This is a genomic window from Thiemannella venezuelensis (genome assembly GCF_014203605.1).
GTDB lineage: Bacteria > Actinomycetota > Actinomycetes > Streptosporangiales > Streptosporangiaceae > Planomonospora_A > Planomonospora_A venezuelensis.
Genome location: NZ_JACHJJ010000008.1, coordinates 38,294 through 58,494 on the forward strand (window position 1 = coordinate 38,294; position 20,201 = coordinate 58,494).

Below are 20,201 nucleotides of genomic sequence, written 5' to 3' on the forward strand. Positions count from 1 at the left end.
CCGTCACTCCCAGCGGAAGAACGTGGCCGCCGCGATGCTGACGACCAGGGCGTAGCCGGCCAGCACCCCCAGCAGCAGGGGGCTGGGAGCGGCACCCGCCCAGACCTCCCGCATGCTCTGCCCGAAAGCACCCAGGGGGGTGTACTCCCCGATGCGGGCCACCATAGCGGGCATCTGGTCCTTGGGCTGCATGAGCCCGGCGAGGTAGGCCATCGGGAAGTACAGCAGGACCCCGATGCCGTTGGCGGCCCGGCCGTTGGGCGCCAGCGCCGCGATGAGCAGGCCGATGGCGAACATGCTCGCCGTACCGAGGAGGAACACCAGCACGGCGGACGGCACCCCGGTGGGCAGGTGGGCGCCGAGGACGGTGCCCGCGACGGCCAGCAGCAGGCCGCAGGCGGTCACCGCGAGGACGAGCTGCAGGAGCACCTGCACCACCAGCATGTTCCCCGGGCGCACCGGCGTGGCGGACAACCTGCGCAGGATCCCCCGTTCGCGGTAGGTGGCCAGGGTGGTGGGCAGCAGGTACAGGCCCACCATCCCCACGGCGATGGCCAGCGCCATCGGCAGCAGCACGGTGTCGCCCGGCTCGATCGAGCTTCCGAACACCACCAGGATGAACAGCGGGATGAGCAGCGAGAACAGCGCCCCGGGCTCCCGGGTCAGCAGCTTGGCCTCGACGACGGCGAGCTTCATCATGATCAGAATTCCTTTACTCGAAGGACCGGCCGGTCAGGGCGGCGAAGGCGTCGTCCAGGGTGCGCTTGTCGATGCGGAGGTCACTGACCAGGACGTGGTGGCGGGCCAGGTGCGCGGTCACCGCCGTGGCGAAGTCGCCCCGGCCGGTGACGACCACCCGGGTCCCCTCCCGGGACACGTCGATCACCTCGGGCAGGTTCTCCAGGCCGGCCGTGCCGCTCGTGTCCCCCGCCATCAGCGTGAACCGCATCCGGTGCTCGCCGCCGACCAGCCCGGCCGGGGTGTCGACCGCCACGACCCTGCCGCGGTTGAAGACGGCGACGCGGTCGCACAGCTCCTCCACCTCGTCCATGAAGTGGCTGACCAGCACCACCGTCACCCCGCTCGCCCGGACCCGCTTGACCAGTTCCCAGGTGGTACGGCGGGCCTGCGGGTCCAGGCCCGTGGTCAGCTCGTCCAGGAAGGCCACCCGCGGGTTGCCGACCAGTGCCAGCGCGATGAACAGCCGCTGCTGCTGACCGCCGGACAGCTTGCCGAAGCGGGCGTCGCGCTTGCCGGCCAGCCCCCACTCCTCCAGCAGCTCCCGCCAGTCGCGCGGGTTCGCGTAGAAGGAGGCGTACAGGTCGAGGGCCTCCCAGACCTTGATGTTCTCCGGCAGCTGGGTCTGCTGGAGCTGCACCCCGATCAGCTCGTGCACCTTGCGCGCGTCCTTGACCGGGTCGAGCCCGAGGACCCTGATCGACCCGCCGTCGGGCCGCCGCAGGCCCTCCACGCACTCCACGGTGGTGGTCTTGCCGGTGCCGTTGGGACCGAGGATGCCGAAGATCTCGCCCTCCTCCACGGAGAAGGACACCCCGTCCAGGACCGTCAGGTCCGCGTAGCTCTTGCGGAGGTCTGTGACTTCGATGACTGCCATGGATCAAGCATCTTCCGGTCGCGCCCGAGGCGAATCGACCTGCCGGTCATACTCGTCCGCGAATGGTGCCGATCCGGAAATCCACCGAACGGTTGATGCCGTCGGCGGGAGGCGGGTGCTCCCGGGAGCGTCCCGCGGTGCCGGGAGGCAGGCCGGCCGCGTCCCGCTCCGCTGCCCAATACTTAGGTATTGACCTAAGCATGGGGCAGCTGCATACTTAGGTATGTGCCTAATGAACAGGCGCGGCTCGACCAGGTCTTCCAGGCACTGGCCGACCCGACGCGACGCAAGGTGATCGAACGGCTCGTCTCGGGGCCGGCCGCCACCTCGGAGCTGGCCAAGCCGTTCGACATGGCGCTCCCGTCGTTCACCCAGCACCTGACGGTGCTGGAGCGCGCGGGGCTGGTGACCTCGGCCAAGCAGGGGCGGGTGCGGACCTACCGGCTCGCCCCCGCCGCCCTGGAGGTCGCCGGCGGCTGGCTGGCGGAGCAGCGCCGCACCTGGGAGCGGCGCCTCGACCAACTCGACCGCTTTCTCACCGACCTGAAGGAGCAACCATGAGCTTCACCCCGCACACCCTCGACCCGAACCTCGACATCGAGCTCGACCGGGAGGTCGACGTGGCGCCCGAGCTCGTCTGGAAGGCGTGGACCACGCCGGACCTCCTCAAGCAGTGGTTCGCGCCCAAGCCCTTCGAGACGCCGCACTGCGAGATCGACCTCCGTCCCGGCGGCGTCTTCCGCACGGTGATGCGCTCGCCCGAAGGCACGGAGTTCGACGGGGCCGGCTGCTACCTCGAGGTGGTCCCGAACGAGCGGCTGGTGTGGACCAGCGCCCTGGCGCCCGGCTACCGTCCGCAGTCCGGCGAGATGGTCTTCACCGCGATCATCGAGCTCCGGCCGAACGGCTCCGGCGGCACCCGCTACCGGGCCGTCGCCATGCACCAGACGCCCGAGGACAACAAGAAGCACACGGACATGGGCTTCGTCGAGGGCTGGGGCGCGGCGCTCGACCAGCTCGTCGCCCTCGTCAAGGCCCTCTGACGCCCGCGGCGCCGCGGGCAGTCCCCCGAAGGGTCGCCGGCCGTTCCACCGCGCACCCGGCGACACGCCGGGCGGCGCCCGGCGATCATCCGTCGGTGCGAGGCGCGCGGTACAGGCGCAGGACACTTCTGCGCAGCGCGGCACCGGCCTGCGCGGAGGTCAGCCTGCCGGCGGCGACCTCGTCGCCGGCGGCGTGCCCCAAGGCCATCGTGGCGGTCAGGAGCCAGGCCGGCGAGAGCACGCGGTCGAACTCCCCGGTGTCCTGGCCACGGCAGATCAGCCGGTGCAGCCGGTCGTTGATCGGCCGGTGCCGTTCGCGGGACTCCGCAGGGTCGGTCACCGCGACCGACGGGTGCATCAGGAGCGGGTAGCGCTCGAAAATGCGCCAGCTCGTGTCGAGCCACCGCATGAGGGCGTCGGCCGCCGAACCGGCGTCGAGGTCCGCGGCGACGATCGCGGCGACGACCTCGGCGGTGATCCGGTCCATCACTGCGTCCAGCAGCACCCGCCGCGACGGGAAATGGGCGTAGACGGTCTGACGGGTCACTCCCGCCGCGGTCGCGACCTCCTCCAGCCCGGCCTCGGGCCGCCTGCCGAGCACGCGCACCGCCGCGTCGAGGACGGCGGCGGCGCTGCGGTGAGCATCCGCCCGGCGCCGCCGGCGTCCCTCGCCAGTTTTCTCAGACACGGTTGTCAAGGATAGTGCAAGGGAATACATTTGACACGGATGTAAGAGTTGAGTGGGCGGCGAGCGCACTCCTCCCTCGACACCCGGAGGCACGCATGTCCAGCGCACACCTCACGCCCGCGACCGATCTGGCGGGCTACCTGACCCGGTACGCCGAGGAGATCACCTTCGGCGACGAGGAACCGGGAACGGTCATGGACCGCTATCACACGCCGGACTACGAGCTGGTCAACGACGGGATCCTCCTGGACCGGCAGCGGTTGCTCGACCATGTCCACTCCGGCCGCAGGCGCGCCGCCGCCGTCCGCGTCGAGGTCGACGAGGCACTCGTCAGCGGTGACCGCGTCGCCGCACGCTACCGGCTGACCGCGTCCATGCGCAGGGGGAACGTCATCAGCACAGAGATCCACATGTTCGGCCGGCTCGCCGACGACGGGCGGCTCCGCCGAGCCACCCAGTTGACCCGCACGATTCCCGCCTCGGACGGCGGCGCCACCGGGCCATGACCCCGCCTCCTCCATCCGGCCACCCCGGGCCCCGGATCCACGGCTCGGCCGAACGACGGGGGACGCGCACCCCGAGCACCCGCCGACCCGCCGCCTGAGGCGGCCCGATGGATTTCCGGCTCCCGCGGTCTTGCCAAGCCGATGGGAGCCATCCTATTCTCCCGGATGGAAAGCGCTTTCCTACTTTACCACGACCAGCCCGGTGAAGCGGCCATCGCAGCACCTGCGGCGACTTCGGCATGGGTCGCCGCCGCTCCGACGACAGGTCGGCGGCCTCGGCGGCCCGCCGGAACGGCCACGGTACGCAGCAGCACCCCCCAGCGAAGGAAGGCCAGAATGAGACGACCAGTCGCCCTGCGACTCTCCGCGGCACTGGCAACGACGGCCATGGCGGCCGCGGCCGGTGTGGTCCTGTCGATGCCCGCGGCGTCGGCGGCGGCCGGCGGCGCCACCGGCTACGCGACCCAGAACGGCGGGACCACCGGCGGTGCGGGCGGGCAGACGGTGCGCGCCACCACGGGGACCGCGATCCACGCGGCCCTGTGCGGCCGGGCCAGCAGCAGCACCCCGATCATCATCGAGGTCGAGGGCACCATCAACCACGCCAACACCGCCAAGGTGTCGGGCTCCAGCTGCAACACCGCCGCCGGGCTGATCGAGCTCAAGCAGATCAGCAACGTCACGATCGTCGGAGTCGGCGGCGGAGCCGTCTTCGACCAGCTGGGCATCCACATCCGCGACTCCAGCAACATCATCATCCAGAACGTGACCGTCCGGAACGTCAAGAAGTCGGGCTCCCCCACGTCCAACGGCGGTGACGCCATCGGCATGGAGAGCACGGTCCGCAACGTCTGGGTCGACCACGTCACCCTGGAGGCGTCGGGCGGGGAGTCGGAGGGCTTCGACGGCCTCTTCGACATGAAGGACGACGTCCGGTACGTGACCCTGTCCTACAGCACCCTGCGCAACTCCGGCCGCGGCGGCCTCGTCGGGTCCAGCGAGAGCGACACCGGCAACGGCTTCATCACGTACCACCACAACCTGTACGAGAACATCGACTCCCGTACGCCCCTGCTGCGCGGCGGCATCGCCCACATCTACAACAACCACTACGTCAGCCTCAACGAGTCCGGCATCAACTCCCGCGCCGGGGCCCGCGCCAAGGTCGACAACAACTACTTCAAGAACTCCAAGGACGTCCTGGGCACGTTCTACACCGACGCGGCCGGCTACTGGCAGGTCAGCGGCAACATCTTCGACAACGTGACCTGGTCCAGCCCCGGCACCGACAACAAGCCCGCCGGTCCCGACCCGCAGTCCAACACCACGGTCAGCATCCCCTACTCCTACAGCCTCGACGCGGCCGGTTGCGTGCCGAGCATCGTGAGCCAGACGGCGGGAGCCGGCAAGGGACTGAAGGTGTCGAACGGCAGCTGCTCGCCGCAGACGCCGACCCCCACGCCCACCGTGACGGCCACGCCGACGCCCACCGTGACGGCCACGCCGACGCCGACGCCGACGTCCACCCAGCCCAGCGGGACCAACCTCAGCATCGGGGCCGGCTCCGACGGCTCCAGCAAGGCCTCCGGGACGAGCTACGGCAACGTGCGGGACGGCTCCATGAGCACCTACTGGTCGCCGGCCGGCTCGACCGGCTCCATCTCGATCAAGTGGGGCTCCGCCACCGCGGTGTCCAAGATCAACATCAGGGAGGCGTCGGGCTCCGCGGGCGGCATCAAGACCTGGAGGGTCGTCAACGGCGACACCGGCGCCGTCCTGACCTCCGGCAGCGGGGCGGGCGTCATCACCTTCGCCCGGACCTCGCTGCGCAAGCTCACCTTCGAGATCACCGGCTCGACCGGTACGCCGAAGGTCGCCGAGTACGAGACCTACGCCGGATAGCGGCGCGGTCCCGCCGCCCGCCCGGGTCCGGTCCGCCCCGGACCCGCCGGACGGCGGAAACGCACCCGGCGCCGGCGCGGTGAGCGCCGCCCGCCATTGATCACCCGAACCGGGGGCCGTCGGATCCGACGGCCCCCGGTTCCGTGCCGGCGCCGGAGACCCGGCCGCCCGGGCGCGGGAAGCACCGAGGCCCGCGCACGCCGTACGGCCCTCGCCTCCGGGCGGAGGAGCGCCGCCCGCGAAATAAATGATGCGTCATATACGTTGGCCGAAGCGTACATGATGGGTCATCTACGTGGACGAGGAATGTCATGCAGTTCGGTGTCTTTTCGGTCAGCGACATCACCACCGACCCCACGACCGGGCGGGCGCCCGGTGAGGCCGAGCGGATCCGGGCGGTCGTCACGATCGCCGAGAAGGCAGAGGAGGTCGGCCTGGACGTGTTCGCGCTCGGCGAGCACCACAACCCGCCGTTCTTCTCCTCCTCGCCCACCACCACACTGGGCTACATCGCCGCGCGGACGCAGCGGCTGCAGCTCTCCACGGCCACCACACTGATCACCACCAACGACCCGGTGAAGATCGCCGAGGACTACGCGATGCTGCAGCACCTCGCCGGCGGCCGCGTGGACCTCATGCTGGGCCGCGGCAACACCGGCCCGGTCTACCCCTGGTTCGGCCAGGACATCCGCGACGGCATCGCGCTCGCGGTCGAGAACTACGCCCTGCTGCACCGGCTGTGGCGCGAGGACGTGGTCGACTGGCAGGGCCGCTTCCGCACTCCGCTGCAGGGCTTCACCTCGACTCCGCGGCCCCTCGACGGCGTGCCGCCGTTCGTCTGGCACGGCTCCATCCGCAGCCCCGAGATCGCCGAGCAGGCCGCCTACTACGGCGACGGCTTCTTCCACAACCACATCTTCTGGCCCAAGGAGCACACCCGGCGGATGGTCGGCCTCTACCGGCGGCGCTTCGAGCACTACGGCCACGGCTCGGCCGACCAGGCCGTCGTCGGCCTCGGCGGGCAGGTGTTCATGCGCAGGAACAGCCAGGACGCGGTCCGCGAGTTCCGCCCCTACTTCGACGACGCCCCGGTCTACGGCCGCGGCCCGTCGCTGGAGGAGTTCATGCGCGAGACGCCGCTGACCGTGGGCAGTCCGCAGCAGGTCATCGACCGCACCCTGGGCTTCCGCGACTACGTGGGCGACTACCAGCGGCAGCTGTTCCTCATCGACCACGCGGGCCTGCCGCTGAAGACCGTCCTGGAGCAGCTCGACATCCTCGGCGAGGAGGTCGTGCCGGTGCTGCGCAAGGAGTTCGCCGCGCTCAAGCCCGCCCACGTTCCCGACGCGCCCACCCATGCCGGCCGGGTCGCCGCGGCGGGCGGCGCCAGGGACGCCACCGTGCACACGACCGCCGACACCGTGACCGGCCGGGCCGGCCAGGAGGTGCAGGCCCGATGAGCACGCGCACCCTCGCCGTCGTCAGCGCCGGCCTGTCGGTCCCCTCCTCCACCCGGCTGCTGGCCGACCGGCTCGCGCAGGCCGGCGTCGAGGCGCTGGCCGCGCTGGACCTCGCCGCCGCCGTCGAGGTCGTCGAGCTGCGGGGACACGCCCGCGACCTGGCCGACAACCTCGTCACGGGCTTCCCGAACACCGCTCTACGGACGGCCGTCGACACGGTGACCGGCGCCGACGGGCTGATCGCCGTCACACCGATCTTCTCCGCCTCCTACAGCGGCCTGTTCAAGACCTTCTTCGACGTGCTCGACAAGGAGGCGCTGACCGGCAAGCCCGTGCTGATGGGCGCGACCGCCGGAACCGCCCGGCACTCGCTGGCCCTCGAACACGGGATGCGGCCCCTGTTCGCCTACCTGCGGGCCGTCGTCACACCCACCGCCGTGTTCGCCGCGTCGGAGGACTGGGCCGGCGGCGACCGGACCGGCGCGGCGCTGAGCGACCGCGTCCGGCGCGCCGCCGGCGAGCTGGCCGCACTGGTCGCGCAGCGGCCGCGGGCCGCCGTCGCCGACCCGTTCGACGATCCCCCGCCCTTCGGCACGCTCCTGGCCGGTCTGTGACACCGCATCAGGCGCGGTCGCCGGCGGGGAAGCGGCCTGACCGCGACGTCCGCAGATGCAGTCGAGGGCGGCCGACGACCGCAGAATCATGAGGTTAGGCTAACCTAATTGCCGCATGTTACGGTTTGCCTGGTCGTGGTCAAGAGTGCAGCGGACAGCGCGGGGGCAAGGGATTGCGGATGCTTCTCCGGCGAACGGCGGTCGCGGGGGACCGGTGGCGGTCCGCTCCGGCGGTTCGCCGCGGCGCCGTCCCAACCGCCCCCGCCGTCCCCGCCGTACGCGATCGACGAGCCCGTCGGGCCGGTCGGCCGGGGACGGCCGCCGGCACGTCCCGCCCCCGAGCCGCCGTGGTCCGGGTGTGAGCGCCACCGACACGCGCGCCGCCCCGGCCGTCCTGCACACGGCGACCGGACGCGAGGCCACCCGATGGGTCGCGGCGCGCTGCCGCGAGGCGCCGTGGCTGACGGCCGCCACCGTCCTCAGCGCGGTGGCCGGGGCGGCGCTCGAACTGCTGCCGGTGCTCCTGCTCGGCCGGGTGGTCGACGGGGTGGTCGCAGGCGAGTCCCGGTCGGTCCTGGTCACGGTCGGAGCCCTGATGGCGGCCGCCGCGCTGCTCGGCGTGGCGGCCGCCGCGGCCTCGACGTACCTGGTCGGACGGCTGGGCGCGGATCTGCTCGCGCGGCTGCGGGAGGACGCCGTCCGGGCGGTGCTGAGCATGCCGAGCGCACGGATCGAGCAGGCCGGCCGGGGCGACGTGCTGTCCCGGGTCGGCGACGACGTGGCCGTGGTGTCCCAGGGCATCCGGACGGCCGTCCCCACGGTGTTCTCCTCGGGAGTTCTGGTCGTCATCGCCACGGCCGGCATGTTCGGGCTGGACTGGCGGCTCGGCCTGGCGGGCGCCGGCGCGCTGCCCGCGTACTGGCTGGCCCTGCGCTGGTACCTGCCTCGTTCCGCGCCGCTCTACCGCAGGCAGCGGGAGGCCCAGGCCGACCGCGCGCAGGCGCTGATCAGCGGCCTGAACGGGATCGACACCGTCCGGGCCTACCGCCTGGAGGACGCCTTCCGCGAGAAGGTCACCGCCGAGTCGTGGCGGGTGCGCGATCTCGGCGTCGAGGTGTTCCGGTTCTTCGGCCGGTTCGTCGGCAGGGAGAACCGCGCCGAGTTCGTCGGGCTGGTCCTGATCATCGTGGTGGGGTACGTCCTGCTGGAGACCGGCGCCGCCACCCTGGGCGAGGTGTCGGTGGCCCCGCTGCTGTTCCACCGGCTGTTCAATCCGCTGGGCGCCATCCTGTTCACCTTCGACGAGGCGCAGAAGTCGGGGGCGAGCCTGACCCGGCTGGTCGGGGTGCTGGGCGAGGCCTCCGACGAACGGCTGGTGGGCGGTGCGGCCGTCGCGCCGGCGGACGCCGGGCCGTACCCGGTGGCGGTGGAGGGGCTGACGTTCGGCTACCCCGATTCCGAGCAGCCGGTCCTGCGGGACGTCGACCTGGTGATCCCGGCGGGCGGCTCACTCGCGCTGGTGGGGGCGACGGGCGCGGGCAAGACGACCCTGGCGGCACTGATCGCGGGCATCGGGAGCCCGCAGGCCGGGTCGATCCGCATCGGATCGACCGATCTCGCGGGCCTGGACGAGGCCGGGGCGCGGGCCCTGGTGAGCATCCTGACGCAGGAGACGCACGTGTTCTCCGGTCCGCTCGCCGACGACCTGCGGCTGGCCGCGCCGCAGGCGACCGACGCCGAGCTGGTGGACGCGCTGCGCACGGTCGGCGCCGACGCGTGGGTCGCGGCGCTGCCCGACGGGCTGGACACGGTGGTCGGCGAGGGCGGTGGGCGCCTGGACGGCACCAAGGCCGCCCAGCTCGCCCTGGCCCGGCTGGTACTGGGCCGGTCGCCGGTGGTGGTGCTGGACGAGTCGACCGCGGAGGCGGGCAGCCAGGGCGCCGCCGAGCTGGAGCGGGCCGTGTCGGCCGCGTGCCGGGGCCGCACCACGCTGTTCGTGGCGCACCGGCTGACCCAGGCGATGGCCGCGGACCGGATCGCCGTGCTGGACGCGGGACGCATCGTGGAGCAGGGCACCCACGACGAGTTGGTGGCGCTGGACGGCCGGTACGCACGGCTGTGGCACGCGTGGCGGGAGAGTGGCTAGGTTGCCCGACACCCCGATGACGACTCCTGACGGGCGGGGACCCCGCACGGGGTCCGGCGTCCTGCGGGCCGCGCTGCGCCGCAACGCGGGCGCCATGACCCGGGGCACCGTCCTGCTGGGCATGTACCAGGCGGGTGAGACCGCCTTCCCCATCGCGCTCGGCCTGATCGTCGAGCACACGATGCGGGAGCGCAGCCTCGGCTCGCTCGGCCTGTCGGTCGCCGCGCTGGCCGTGATCATCACGACCGTGTCGCTGTCGTGGCGGTTCGGGATGCGCATCCTGCAGAAGGCCGGCACGACCGAGGCGCACCGCTGGCGGGTGCGGGTCGCGGCCTGCGGACTCCAGCCGGTGGCCAGGGACACCGGCCTCAGGTCCGGCGAGGTCCTGACCATCGCCACCGAGGACGCCGACCAGACCGCCGACATCATCGAGGTGGTACCGCTGCTGGTCAGCTCACTGGTCGCGGTGCTGATCGCGGCGGTCGCGCTGGGCGTCGCCGACGTCCGGCTCGGCCTGCTGGTGATCGCGGGGACCGTCGCGATCCTGTCGGTCCTGAGCGTGATGTCCAGGCGGATCGGCGCGAGCACCCGCGAGCAGCAGGCCCGGGTGGCGCGGGCCGGCGCGAAGGTCGCCGACCTGATCACCGGCCTGCGCCCCCTGCACGGCTTCGGCGGCAACCACGCGGCGTTCCTGTCCTACCGGAAGGTCAGCACGGAGGCGAGGAACCAGGCGGTCACCGTCGCCAGGGTGAACGGCGCGTACACCGGCGCCGCGCTGGCGCTCAACGCGCTCCTCGCCGCCGCCGTGACCCTGACGGCGGGCTGGCTGGCGTTCGACGGCCGGATCACCATCGGGCAGCTCGTCATGGCCGTGGGGCTGGCGCAGTTCATCATGGAACCGCTCAAGCTGTTCTCGGAGATGCCGAAGTACGTGATGATCGCGCGGGCGTCGGCGGAGCGGATGGCGCTGGTGCTGGCCGCACCGCCGGTGGCGGCCCCCGGCCGGGAGCGCCCGGCCGCGGGCGGGGGCCTGGAGGTCGACGGCGTGCGGTACGGGTCCCTGCGCGAGCTGAAGTTCCACGTGTCCGCCGGCGAGTTCGTGGCGATCGCCGCCTACCGGCCGCGCGCGGCGGCCGACCTCGCGGCGGTCCTGGCCGTGAACGTCCCGCCCGGCGCGTACGAGGGCGTGGTGCGGGTCGGCGGGCGGGAGCTGGCGGACCTGTCGGTCGAGGCGGTCCGCGAGCACATGCTGGTGAACCCGTACGACGGGGAGGTCTTCGCGGGCACCCTCCGCACGAACATCGACCCGGCGGGCACCGGCCGCATGATCCACGAGGCCGTCGAGGCGTCCATGCTGACCGACGTCGTCGCCCTCCACCGCGAAGGACTCGACCACGGCGTCCGCGACCGCGGCGCGAACCTCTCCGGCGGGCAGCGCCAGCGGCTGTCCCTGGCCCGCGCCCTCGCCGCCGACCCCGACGTCCTCGTCCTGCACGACCCGACGACGGCCGTCGACGCGGTCACCGAACAGCTCATCGCGCGCAACGTCGCGGAGCTGCGGCGGAACCGCACCACCATCGTGATCACCAGCAGCCCGGCCCTCCTGGACGTCGCCGACCGCGTCCTCGTCCTGGACGGCGGCGTCATCACCGCCGAGGACACCCACCGGAACCTCCTGGCCGCCGACGAGGGCTACCGCCTGGCCGTGGCCCGGTGATCTGAGCGGGCCAGACGGCCGGCTCCCGCGCGCGACCGGCTCCCATCCGCTACCTCTCCGGCCCCGCGAGGGTCTCCGCCAGCCGGGAGAAGCCGTCGTCCCCGTGGCCGGAGCCGACGGCCCGCCGGGCGACGGCCGCCGCCGCGTCCAGCACACCGGTGTCGAGCCCGTGGCCCCGGGCGGCGTGGGCGATGTGCTCCATGCCCGCGAGCGCCGACCGGACGGTGGACGCGTCGCCCGGATGGCGGCCGTCGTCGACGTGCCCGGCGAACTCGTCGATGATGCCCGGCATCAGGTCGCTGATCCCCCGCGCGAACGGGGCCAGCTCCCGGGCCGTGACGCCCTCGGCGGAGGCCAGGGCGAAGGCGTGGACGAGGCCGCTCATGGACGTCCAGAACAGGTCGAGCAGGGCCACGTCGTACGCCGCCGCCCGCCCCGGGTCGGCTCCGAGGTGGACGGCGGCGCCGCCCAGGCTCGCCAGCGTGTCCCGGTGCCGCCGGTGGACCTCCTCCGGCCCGCTGTACAGGACGAGGGCCCCGGGGCCCCCGATGGTCCCGGTGGGGGTCATGATCGAGCCGTCGAGGTAGTCGATGCCGTGTTCGGCCGCCCACGCGGCGGTACGGCGGGCGTTCTCCGGCGAGTCCGCGGTGAGGTTCACCAGCGTCCTGCCCCTGAGCGCGCCGGCGGCGGGCTCGGTGACCGCGCGTACGGCGTCGTAGTCGATCACGCAGACGATCGTCAGCGGGCTCGCCGCGACCGCGTCGGCTACGCTGTCCGCCCGCGAGGCGCCCCGGGCCGCGAGGGCGTCCGCTTTCGAGGCCGTACGGTTCCACACGGTCGTGGGATGGCCGCTCTCCAGGAAGGCGGTGGCCAGTGCCCTGCCCATCGGTCCCAGGCCCAGGACCGTCACCGGGGATCGGTCGCCGTCGGTCATGTGTGCACACTCCAGAGAAGTCGTCGAGGGTGAAGGCGTCCCGGGAGGCCGGGACGCCGGGAGGCGCCGGCGGCTCAGCCCCGGGCCGGGGCCGTGCGCAGCAGCCCGACCAGGCTGGAGACGTCGCCCCCGCCGTGGCCGGCGGCGACGCCCCGGTCGAGCAGCGCCCGCATGGGCTCCACCAGCTCGGTGCTGACGCCCTGCGCCCTGCTGGCGTCCAGCAGGTTGACGTAGGCCGCCGCCTGCATCTCCAGGTTCGAGTCCGCGGCCGAGTGGTCGCCGGAGTCGACCGCCGCCGCCATCGCGGGAAGGCTCGCGATCATGGCGTTGAGGAACCCGGAGACCATGGGCGTGAACTCCGAGGCCGGGACCTCCTCCGAACCGGCCATGGCGACGGCGTGGAAGAAGCCGCCGAACATCCCGTACATCGCGCCGAGCAGTGCCAGGTCGTACAGCGACGCCCGCCCCGGGTCGTCGTCCACGTAGACGGCCGTGCCCAGCGCGCCGAGCAGCCGCTCGTGGGCACCGAAGGCGTCCCGCGAGCCGCTGTAGAGGATCATCGCCTCGGCCTGCCCGATCATCGGAGGCACGGCCATGATCCCTCCGTCCAGGTAACCGGCGCCGTGCCCGGCCGCCCATCCGGCCGTCTCACGGGCCTGTCCCGGCGTGCCGTTGGTGAGGTTCACCACCGTCCGGCCCGCCAGCGTCCCGGCCACCGGGTCGAGGGTCTCGCGCACCGCCGCGTAGTCCAGCACGCACACCACGGCGACCGGGCTCGCGGCGACCGCCTCGGCGACGGCGGCGGTCTCGGCCGCGCCCCGGGCGACGAGTTCTCCGGCCCTGCCGGGCGTACGGTTCCACACGGTCGTGGGGTGGCCGTTCTCCAGGAAGGCCCCCGCCAGCGCCCTGCCCATCGCGCCCAGACCGATGACGCTCACCGGTGGGCGGTTGTCGTCCGTCACTTCGTGCCCCCGTTCGGATCGGCCTGTCCGGCCTCGGAAAAGCCCGGTCCGGGATTCCGGACCGGGCATTCCGATGCTCGCGCCGTGGTGCACTTTCCTCAAGTACCTACTATTTTTTCAGGTACTTACCTTTTTGTATGTGAAGAGGACGCGATGAAGAAGCGGACGTACAACTGCGGCCTCGACGCCGCCGTCGACGTCGTGGGCGGCAAGTGGAAGGCGCTGATCCTGTGGGCGCTGCACCACGAGCCCCTCAGGTTCGGGGAGCTGAGGCGGTCGGTCTCGGGCATCAGCGAGAAGATGCTGATCCAGCAGCTCCGCGAGATGGAGACCTCCGGCCTGGTGCACCGGGAGGTCTACCACCAGGTCCCGCCGAAGGTGGAGTACTCGCTCACCGACTTCGGCCGGTCGCTCAACACCGCGCTCATCCCGCTCGGAGAGTGGGGGGAGGAGCACATGGCGACCATCGAGGCCATCCCCCGCGACTGATGGGAGCTACCGGGTCGGCCGACCCGCCGGAGTCCCGGCCGGACCCGGGCGGCCCGCCGGAGGGCGCGGCGCGGGCGCCGGTCAGCGGCGGAGCGCGTCCGGGGCGTCGTCGTCGGCCAGGAAGCCCCCGGACTGGTGGTGCCAGAGCCGGGCGTAGGGGCCCCGGGCCCGGAGCAGCTCGTCGTGGGTGCCCTGCTCCACGATGCGCCCCCGGTTGAGCACGACGAGCCGGTCCATGCGGACGACGGTGCTCAGCCGGTGCGCGACCACGATCGCGGTACGGCCCTGCATCGAGCTCCACAGGGCCTCCTGGACGAGGATCTCGCTCTCGGAGTCCAGGGCGCTGGTCGCCTCGTCCAGCAGCAGGATCGGCGCGTCGCGCAGGATGGCGCGCGCGAGGGCGACGCGCTGCCGCTGGCCGCCGGAGAGCTTGACGCCGCGCTCGCCGACCAGGGTGTCGAACCCGTCCGGCAGGGACTCGACGAACTCCGTGACATGCGCCGCCCGCGCGGCCCGGAGGATCTCGGCGTCGGTGGCGCCCGGCCGGGCGAACGCGAGGTTGTCCCGCACGGACCGGTGGAACATGGCGGGTTCCTGGGGGACGTACGCGATGAGGCTGCGCAGGTCGGCCTGGCGGAGCCGGGTGATGTCCTGGCCGCCCACGAGGATCCTGCCCCCGTCCACGTCCATGAGGCGCAGCAGCAGCCGGGTGAGGGTGCTCTTGCCGCCGCCGGACTGGCCGACCAGCCCGATCCTGGCGCCGCTGGGGATGTCCAGGTCGAGGTCCTCGAACAGGGGCGGGCCGTCGCCGTACGCGAACCTCACCCGCTCGAAGCGGACGCCCGCGCCGGCCGGGCGCAGCGGCTGCGGGTCGGCCGGGTCCACCACGGCCGGCGGCACGAGGAGCAGTTCGGTGAACTGCGCCGCTTCGGTGAGCACGCTCTCCATGCGCCGGTATATCTGGTTGAACTCGAACATGATGCTGATCGTGTTCGAGTAGTAGGTGAACGTCACCACGATGGCCTCCACCCCGAGGCCGCCGCCGAGCGCCACGGCGAGGAGCAGGCCCAGTGCGCTGGTGAGCACCGACATCGGGGCGACGACGGTGTCCACCCGGAGGTTGCCGTAGTCCCAGGAGCGCAGGGACAGCCTGTGCTGCTCGGCGAGCCTGACCCGGTGCTCGGCGGCCTCGCGCTCCTCGGCCGCGAACGCGCGGACCGTGTCCATGTTGGCCAGCACGTCGGCGACGTGGCCCGACACCCGCACCTTGGCGGCCTCGCGTTCGTCGACCAGCGCCTGGCGGCGGCGGATGAGCGGGGCGACGAGCACGGCGGTGACGACGATGAGGCCCACGAGGACGAGGACCAGCAGCGGGTGGTACCGCCACAGCACCACCGAGGCGAAGGCCAGGGGCACCACCTTGGCGATGATCGAGAATGTGAGCGTGTCGGCGAACTCCTCGAACCTGGAGGAGAATCCGAGCACCCGCTTGGTCAGCGAACCGGCGAAGTTGTCGTGGAAGAACGCGGCGTCCTTGGCCAGCAGCTCGTCCATGCCCACCACGCCGAGCCGCTCGATGCCCCGGGCGTCGGTGCGGTTCAGGAAGTGGATCCCCACCCGCCACAGCACCTCGCCCGCCAGCAGCAGCGCGGCGAAGCCGAGCACGTAGGGCAGCAGCGCGCCGACGGAGCCGTCCCCGCCGCGGGACAGGTGCCCCACGAGCCCGGCCACCGCCAGCGGCGCCAGGTACAGCAGGCAGACGTTCCCGATCGCCGGCAACGTCAGCGCGGGCACCGCGACCCGCCACTGACGCCTCAGCTCACCGCAGTAGTGGCGCAGCACCAGCAGGACGGCCGACTTCCGCACCGACGGACCGGCTCCAGAGCCCCCGAGCCCAGCCATCCGCCCTCCCGAATGCCGACACCGCCCTGGCCATGCTGCCGCAGGCCGTACGGGGGGAGCGAACGATTTTCCGGCCGCCCCGGCCCGCGCCGCTCCGCGGTCCGCCGGGTACGGCTCGCGCCGGAAGTCCCCGGAGCGGCGGGGACCGCCGAACGCCCGGCGGAGCCCCCGTGCGGGCGCACGCATCCCGCCCCGCCGCGGAACCCCGGTCACCTGCGATATCAACTGGTCCAATCAGTTGACCAGAGGTGTCGGTACAGAACACAATTCTGGCCATGACAGATGAGCGCATCCGGCGCGAATCGGTCTCCGACCAGGTCTTCGCCCGCCTGAGGGACCGCATCCTCAGCAGTGCCCTGGAACCCGGAGCCGAACTCACCGCCGAACGGGACCTCGCCGAGCAGTACGGCGTCAACCGGCACGCCGTACGCGAGGCCCTCAAGAGACTCCAGCAGGCCCGGCTCGTGGAGGTCAGCCACGGCGGGCGGACCCGCGTACTGGACTGGCGGCAGAACGCCGGCCTCGACCTCGCGATGCACCTCGCCCGCACCGGCGACGTCCTGCGGGTGGAGAACCTGCAGCGGGACATGCTGGAGATGCGCGCGTGCATCGGCGCCGACGCCGCCCGGCTGTGCGCCGGGCGCGGCTCCGACGCCGACCTGGCGGCGATCGCCGGGGCGGCGGCCCGCTACGGCACGGAGGGCGAGGACCTGGGCGCGCTCGGCGCCGCCGACATCGCCTGGTGGCGGCTGATCATCCGGGGCTCGGGCAACGTCGCCTACCTGCTGGCCTTCAACAGCCTGGTCGGCAGCGACCTGGCGGTAGGCCGGGTGCCGTCCGACCACCGTGCGGAGGAGTTGCTGGACGTGGCCGCGCACCGGCGGCTCGCCGGGCTGATCTCCGAGCGCCGGGCCGCCGACGCCGAGCGCGCCGCCCGCGAGCTGCTGTCGCGCAGTGTGCCCGCACTGCCGGAGAGGGCGCGATGATCCCCGCGGTGATGTACGCGATCCCGGCGTTCGTGCTGCTGGTCGCGGTCGAGGCCCTGTCGTACCGGTTCCGTCCCGACGACGGCGAGCGCGGCTACGACGCGCGCGACACGGTCACCAGCATGTCGATGGGCGCGGGCAGCCAGGTGGTCGGCTTCCCGTGGAAGGCGTTCGCGGTCGTCGCCTACGCCGGCCTGTACACGCTGGCCCCCTGGCAGCTCTCGCCCGCCTCGGCGTGGACGTGGGTGCTGCTGTTCTTCGCCGACGACCTGGCCTACTACTGGTTCCACCGGCTGCACCACCGCATCCGCATGCTGTGGGCCAGCCATGTGGTCCACCACTCCAGCCGGTACTTCAACCTCTCCACCGCGCTGCGGCAGAGCTGGACCCCCATGAGCACGCTGCCGTTCTGGCTGCCGCTGGCCCTGCTGGGCATCCCGCCCTGGATGATCCTGCTGCAGCAGTCGATCAGCCTGGTCTACCAGTTCTTCCTGCACACCGAGCGGGTCGGGACGCTGTGGCGCCCGATCGAGCTGGTCTTCAACACCCCCTCCCACCACCGCGTGCACCACGGCTCCAACAGCGCCTACCTGGACCGCAACTACGGCGGCATCCTCATCGTCTGGGACCGCCTGTTCCGCACCTTCGAGGCCGAGGGCGAGCGGGTCGTCTACGGCCTGACCAAGAACATCAGCACCTACAACCCGGTCCGGGTGGCCTTCCACGAGTACGCCGCCCTCTGGCGGGACGTCCGCGCCGCGGACCGGTGGCGCGACCGCATGGGCTACCTGCTCGGCCCGCCCGGCTGGGCGCCCCGGGCACGGGAGCGGGTCTGACGATGCTCCTCCTCTACGCCGGGCTCGCCCTGGCCGACCTGCTCGCCGTCCTGCTCGACATCCCGGCGCTGGAATGGGCGAGCAAGCCGCTGCTCGCCCCGGTCCTCGCGGTGTACCTGCTGCGGGCCGACCCCCGGCAGCGGCTGCTGCCCGCCGGCCTGGCCTTCGCCGCGGCCGGGGACGTCGCCCTCCTGATGGAGGGCCGGATCGCCTTCGCCGCCGGCATGGCCTGCTTCCTGGCCATGCAGGTCTGCTACATCGCGGCGTTCGCCCGTGCGGGCGCCTTCGCCGTACTGCGCGCCCGCCCCTGGGTGCCGGGCGTCTACCTGCTGGTGTGGCTCGCCGCGAGTGTCGCGCTGTGGGACGCGCTGGGCGGGCTGCGAATCCCCATCGTCCTGTACGGCCTGGCCCTGATCGCCATGGCGGCGGCCGCGAGCGGGGTCGGCCGCGTGGTCGCGGCGGGCGGCGCCCTGTTCGCGGTCTCCGACCTGCTGATCGGGCTCGGCGTGGCGGGGACGCAGTTCCCGGGCAGGGGCCTGGTCGTGATGGCGACCTACGTCCTCGCGCAGGTCCTGATCGTCTGCGGGTTCCTCCGCGCGGTCCGCCAGGCGGGCCCGGCGGAACCGGCGGCTCCCGCACCGCGCTCCGCCTGACGGGCCGGGACGCGGCGGGTACGGCCGGCGCCGTACCCGCCGCACGGGTTCACGAGACGGTCTGGGTGAAGGTGGAGGTGGTCTCCTGATAGGTCTGACCGGTCGGCTGGAAGTCGAAGGAGTAGCTCAGCCGGTCACCGGAGCGCAGGGTGACCGGCAGCTCCCACCGTCCGCGGGCGGCGTTCCAGCTCAGGAAGTAGTTGAGCTGCCCGCCTCCGTTGACGGTGTAGTGCACGGTGACGAAGCTCGCGGTGAAGCCGGTCGGCTTGAACCAGACGGCCGTGCGGTCGGCGCCGTGGGTGTAGCGGCCGGGCGTGGCGGTCGGGGTCGCCGTGGGCGTGACCGTGGGCGTCACCGTCGGGGTCGGGGTGGGCGAGACCGTGGGCGTGGGGGTCGGGGAGGGCGTGCCGGTCCCGTTGACGTAGACCGGCTTGCGCAGCTCGGCGAGGAAGCGGTCGCGGATCAGGGTGCTGCCCTGGACCCGGGAGTCGCCCCAGTAGCCGTTGGCGCAGCCGGGACCGCCGGCCTGGGCGCCGTCGGCGCACTTCCACAGCGGCTGGCTCTCCCAGTCGGTGTTGATGTAGGAGACGGCGCGGATGACGTCGCGGTTGTTCTCGATGAGGGAGAAGAATCCGGCGTACCACTGGTTCCAGATCGTCTCGGCGCTCGCGGCGCCGGTCTGCTTGGTGAAGATGCAGCTGCGGGTGCCGGTGCCGGTGCTGTAGCCCTGCGGCGCGGCCTCGGCGATCATGGCGGGCTTGGCGTGGGCGCGGGCGAAGTCGAGGATCCGGCTCTGCGCCTGCGCGGGGGGCATGTCGGAGGTCCGGCAGCCCCACTGGGTGGCGATGGAGCCGGCGTTGTAGAAGGACGACAGGCCGACCCAGTCGACGACGTCGTCGCCGGGGTACCACGTGTTCAGGTGGTTCGGGTCGGTGACGACGTAGTTCCACTCGGGGTGGTCCGGGGAGGTGTTGAGCGGCCAGGCCGCGCTCTGCCAGACGGTGGCGACCCTGGTGGCGCCGAGGGCGTCGATGCGGCCCTTGATGTAGCGGAAGGCCTTCTTGTAGAAGTCGGCGTTGTAGCAGTTCCACGGGCCGTCGAACTCGTAGCCGATGCGCAGGTAGACCGCCCGGCCGTACCCCTTGAGCCGGTTGACCATCTCGTCGACCTTGGCGCGGTACTGGCCGACCAGCGCCGGGGTCAGGTCGGCGTCGCCGTTGTCGATGATGGCCCGCAGGGGCTGGTTTCCGCAGCCGCTGGAGGTGTCGGACAGGTAGAGGCCGACCGCGAGGGCGCCGTCGGGGTACTGCGACAGGGTGGCGGGGAAGTCGACGCGGCCGGCGCCCCAGTCGGCGGGGGCGGCCATGCCGGCCAGGGGCGGCGGGTCACCGCCCAGGACGAGGTTGGTGTAGAGCGTGACGCCGCCCGGCTTGGGCGTCAGGCCCCTGTCCAGCACGTCGCGCTTGTAGTCGGACAGGGTGCTGCTGTCCTGGCCCATCAGGAACAGCACCCTGCCGTCGGCCGGCAGGTTGCGGCCCCCGACGGGGTCCGCCGAGACGGCGCTGCCGGCGGCGGGTTGTGCCGTGGTCAGGGTCGCGGTCATCGTGGCCGCGGCCGCGGCCGCGGCGATCGCGGCCAGACCTCTGGACATGCGCATGCGATGCTCCAATACACACACGGTGGGGGGACGGGCTCTCGGCACCTGACCCGCCCGCAGGTGTGGAGCTCTGCGCGCCATGGTGATCCTG

The 20,201-nt window shown here is 72.5% G+C and carries 19 protein-coding genes; 12 read left to right on the forward strand and 7 right to left on the reverse strand.

Features of this window, described 5'->3' with window-relative positions; genetic code table 11:
• Positions 1 to 3: 3 nt before the first annotated feature.
• Both FHS22_RS13995 and FHS22_RS14000 read right to left on the reverse strand, forming a co-directional pair.
• A complete protein-coding gene (locus FHS22_RS13995; protein WP_184941784.1) occupies positions 4 to 699 on the reverse strand; it encodes an ABC transporter permease in 696 nt (231 codons plus the stop codon).
• A gap of 13 nt (positions 700 to 712) precedes the next feature.
• Positions 713 to 1,615 (reverse strand): ABC transporter ATP-binding protein, encoded by a 903-nt coding sequence (locus FHS22_RS14000; protein ID WP_184941786.1) that lies wholly within the window; start codon positions 1,613 to 1,615, stop codon positions 713 to 715.
• 225 nt (positions 1,616 to 1,840) lie between these two features.
• Between FHS22_RS14000 and FHS22_RS14005 the strand changes: the two genes are divergently transcribed.
• Both FHS22_RS14005 and FHS22_RS14010 read left to right on the forward strand, forming a co-directional pair.
• On the forward strand, positions 1,841 to 2,176 hold the full coding sequence (locus FHS22_RS14005) for an ArsR/SmtB family transcription factor (RefSeq protein ID WP_184941788.1): 336 nt from the start codon (positions 1,841 to 1,843) through the stop codon (positions 2,174 to 2,176).
• The gene (locus FHS22_RS14010) at positions 2,173 to 2,658 is read left to right on the forward strand and encodes an SRPBCC family protein (protein WP_184941789.1); all 486 of its coding nucleotides are present in this window, start codon (positions 2,173 to 2,175) and stop codon (positions 2,656 to 2,658) included. The genes FHS22_RS14005 and FHS22_RS14010 overlap by 4 nt, the downstream gene beginning before the upstream one ends.
• Positions 2,659 to 2,743: 85 nt before the next feature.
• Here the strand turns inward: FHS22_RS14010 and FHS22_RS14015 are convergent, their stop codons facing one another.
• A complete protein-coding gene (locus tag FHS22_RS14015; protein ID WP_338047743.1) occupies positions 2,744 to 3,346 on the reverse strand; it encodes a TetR/AcrR family transcriptional regulator in 603 nt (200 codons plus the stop codon).
• A 95-nt stretch (positions 3,347 to 3,441) separates the two neighbouring features.
• Between FHS22_RS14015 and FHS22_RS14020 the strand changes: the two genes are divergently transcribed.
• From FHS22_RS14020 to FHS22_RS14045, 6 genes are all read left to right on the forward strand, one after another.
• On the forward strand, positions 3,442 to 3,852 hold the full coding sequence (locus FHS22_RS14020; protein ID WP_184941792.1) for a nuclear transport factor 2 family protein: 411 nt from the start codon (positions 3,442 to 3,444) through the stop codon (positions 3,850 to 3,852).
• Positions 3,853 to 4,188: 336 nt separating this feature from the next.
• Positions 4,189 to 5,754, forward strand: coding sequence for a pectate lyase family protein (locus tag FHS22_RS14025; RefSeq protein ID WP_184941794.1), 1,566 nt, complete (start codon positions 4,189 to 4,191; stop codon positions 5,752 to 5,754).
• A 311-nt stretch (positions 5,755 to 6,065) separates the two neighbouring features.
• Entirely contained in the window at positions 6,066 to 7,214 is a 1,149-nt protein-coding gene (locus FHS22_RS14030) for an LLM class flavin-dependent oxidoreductase (protein WP_184941796.1), read from the forward strand.
• Entirely contained in the window at positions 7,211 to 7,828 is a 618-nt protein-coding gene (locus FHS22_RS14035) for an FMN reductase (RefSeq protein WP_184941797.1), read from the forward strand. Before FHS22_RS14030 ends, FHS22_RS14035 begins: the two co-directional genes overlap by 4 nt.
• A 358-nt stretch (positions 7,829 to 8,186) precedes the next feature.
• Positions 8,187 to 9,974 (forward strand): ABC transporter ATP-binding protein, encoded by a 1,788-nt coding sequence (locus FHS22_RS14040; RefSeq protein WP_184941798.1) that lies wholly within the window; start codon positions 8,187 to 8,189, stop codon positions 9,972 to 9,974.
• Between the two features lie 16 nt (positions 9,975 to 9,990).
• Positions 9,991 to 11,691 (forward strand): ABC transporter ATP-binding protein, encoded by a 1,701-nt coding sequence (locus FHS22_RS14045; RefSeq protein ID WP_184941800.1) that lies wholly within the window; start codon positions 9,991 to 9,993, stop codon positions 11,689 to 11,691.
• A gap of 49 nt (positions 11,692 to 11,740) precedes the next feature.
• Here the strand turns inward: FHS22_RS14045 and FHS22_RS14050 are convergent, their stop codons facing one another.
• Both FHS22_RS14050 and FHS22_RS14055 read right to left on the reverse strand, forming a co-directional pair.
• Positions 11,741 to 12,625, reverse strand: coding sequence for an NAD(P)-dependent oxidoreductase (locus FHS22_RS14050; protein WP_184941802.1), 885 nt, complete (start codon positions 12,623 to 12,625; stop codon positions 11,741 to 11,743).
• A 74-nt stretch (positions 12,626 to 12,699) separates the two neighbouring features.
• Complete coding sequence (locus tag FHS22_RS14055) at positions 12,700 to 13,563, reverse strand: NAD(P)-dependent oxidoreductase (RefSeq protein ID WP_338047744.1); 864 nt, start codon at positions 13,561 to 13,563, stop codon at positions 12,700 to 12,702.
• A gap of 177 nt (positions 13,564 to 13,740) precedes the next feature.
• On the opposite strand from FHS22_RS14055, the gene FHS22_RS14060 reads away from it, so the two are divergent.
• Positions 13,741 to 14,076, forward strand: coding sequence for a winged helix-turn-helix transcriptional regulator (locus FHS22_RS14060; RefSeq protein WP_184941803.1), 336 nt, complete (start codon positions 13,741 to 13,743; stop codon positions 14,074 to 14,076).
• Positions 14,077 to 14,157: 81 nt separating this feature from the next.
• Here the strand turns inward: FHS22_RS14060 and FHS22_RS14065 are convergent, their stop codons facing one another.
• On the reverse strand, positions 14,158 to 15,942 hold the full coding sequence (locus tag FHS22_RS14065) for an ABC transporter ATP-binding protein (protein WP_338047745.1): 1,785 nt from the start codon (positions 15,940 to 15,942) through the stop codon (positions 14,158 to 14,160).
• Positions 15,943 to 16,253: 311 nt separating this feature from the next.
• Between FHS22_RS14065 and FHS22_RS14070 the strand changes: the two genes are divergently transcribed.
• Genes FHS22_RS14070 through FHS22_RS14080 form a run of 3 tightly spaced genes read left to right on the forward strand, consistent with a single transcriptional unit; the run spans position 16,254 to position 18,453 of the window.
• The gene (locus FHS22_RS14070; protein ID WP_184941806.1) at positions 16,254 to 16,964 is read left to right on the forward strand and encodes a FadR/GntR family transcriptional regulator; all 711 of its coding nucleotides are present in this window, start codon (positions 16,254 to 16,256) and stop codon (positions 16,962 to 16,964) included.
• Entirely contained in the window at positions 16,961 to 17,800 is an 840-nt protein-coding gene (locus tag FHS22_RS14075; protein ID WP_184941808.1) for a sterol desaturase family protein, read from the forward strand. The genes FHS22_RS14070 and FHS22_RS14075 overlap by 4 nt, the downstream gene beginning before the upstream one ends.
• Positions 17,801 to 17,802: 2 nt before the next feature.
• A complete protein-coding gene (locus FHS22_RS14080; RefSeq protein WP_184941810.1) occupies positions 17,803 to 18,453 on the forward strand; it encodes a lysoplasmalogenase in 651 nt (216 codons plus the stop codon).
• Positions 18,454 to 18,502: 49 nt separating this feature from the next.
• On the opposite strand, the gene FHS22_RS14085 is transcribed toward FHS22_RS14080, so the two are convergent.
• A complete protein-coding gene (locus FHS22_RS14085) occupies positions 18,503 to 20,110 on the reverse strand; it encodes a glycoside hydrolase family 26 protein (protein ID WP_184941812.1) in 1,608 nt (535 codons plus the stop codon).
• Between the last annotated feature and the right edge of the window lie 91 nt (positions 20,111 to 20,201).

Excerpts from the sequence above, each read along its gene's own strand:
- FHS22_RS14020 (WP_184941792.1), top strand. The coding sequence starts at position 3,442 with ATGTCCAGCGCACACCTCACGCCCGCGACCGATCTGGCGGGCTACCTG.
- FHS22_RS14070 (WP_184941806.1), top strand. The coding sequence starts at position 16,254 with ATGACAGATGAGCGCATCCGGCGCGAATCGGTCTCCGACCAGGTCTTC.
- FHS22_RS14085 (WP_184941812.1), bottom strand. The coding sequence starts at position 20,110 with ATGCGCATGTCCAGAGGTCTGGCCGCGATCGCCGCGGCCGCGGCCGCG.
- FHS22_RS14010 (WP_184941789.1), top strand. The coding sequence starts at position 2,173 with ATGAGCTTCACCCCGCACACCCTCGACCCGAACCTCGACATCGAGCTC.
- FHS22_RS14000 (WP_184941786.1), bottom strand. The coding sequence starts at position 1,615 with ATGGCAGTCATCGAAGTCACAGACCTCCGCAAGAGCTACGCGGACCTG.
- FHS22_RS14050 (WP_184941802.1), bottom strand. The coding sequence starts at position 12,625 with ATGACCGACGGCGACCGATCCCCGGTGACGGTCCTGGGCCTGGGACCG.
- FHS22_RS14035 (WP_184941797.1), top strand. The coding sequence starts at position 7,211 with ATGAGCACGCGCACCCTCGCCGTCGTCAGCGCCGGCCTGTCGGTCCCC.
- FHS22_RS14075 (WP_184941808.1), top strand. The coding sequence starts at position 16,961 with ATGATCCCCGCGGTGATGTACGCGATCCCGGCGTTCGTGCTGCTGGTC.
- FHS22_RS14030 (WP_184941796.1), top strand. The coding sequence starts at position 6,066 with ATGCAGTTCGGTGTCTTTTCGGTCAGCGACATCACCACCGACCCCACG.
- FHS22_RS14025 (WP_184941794.1), top strand. The coding sequence starts at position 4,189 with ATGAGACGACCAGTCGCCCTGCGACTCTCCGCGGCACTGGCAACGACG.
- FHS22_RS13995 (WP_184941784.1), bottom strand. The coding sequence starts at position 699 with ATGATGAAGCTCGCCGTCGTCGAGGCCAAGCTGCTGACCCGGGAGCCC.
- FHS22_RS14045 (WP_184941800.1), top strand. The coding sequence starts at position 9,991 with ATGACGACTCCTGACGGGCGGGGACCCCGCACGGGGTCCGGCGTCCTG.
- FHS22_RS14080 (WP_184941810.1), top strand. The coding sequence starts at position 17,803 with ATGCTCCTCCTCTACGCCGGGCTCGCCCTGGCCGACCTGCTCGCCGTC.
- FHS22_RS14060 (WP_184941803.1), top strand. The coding sequence starts at position 13,741 with ATGAAGAAGCGGACGTACAACTGCGGCCTCGACGCCGCCGTCGACGTC.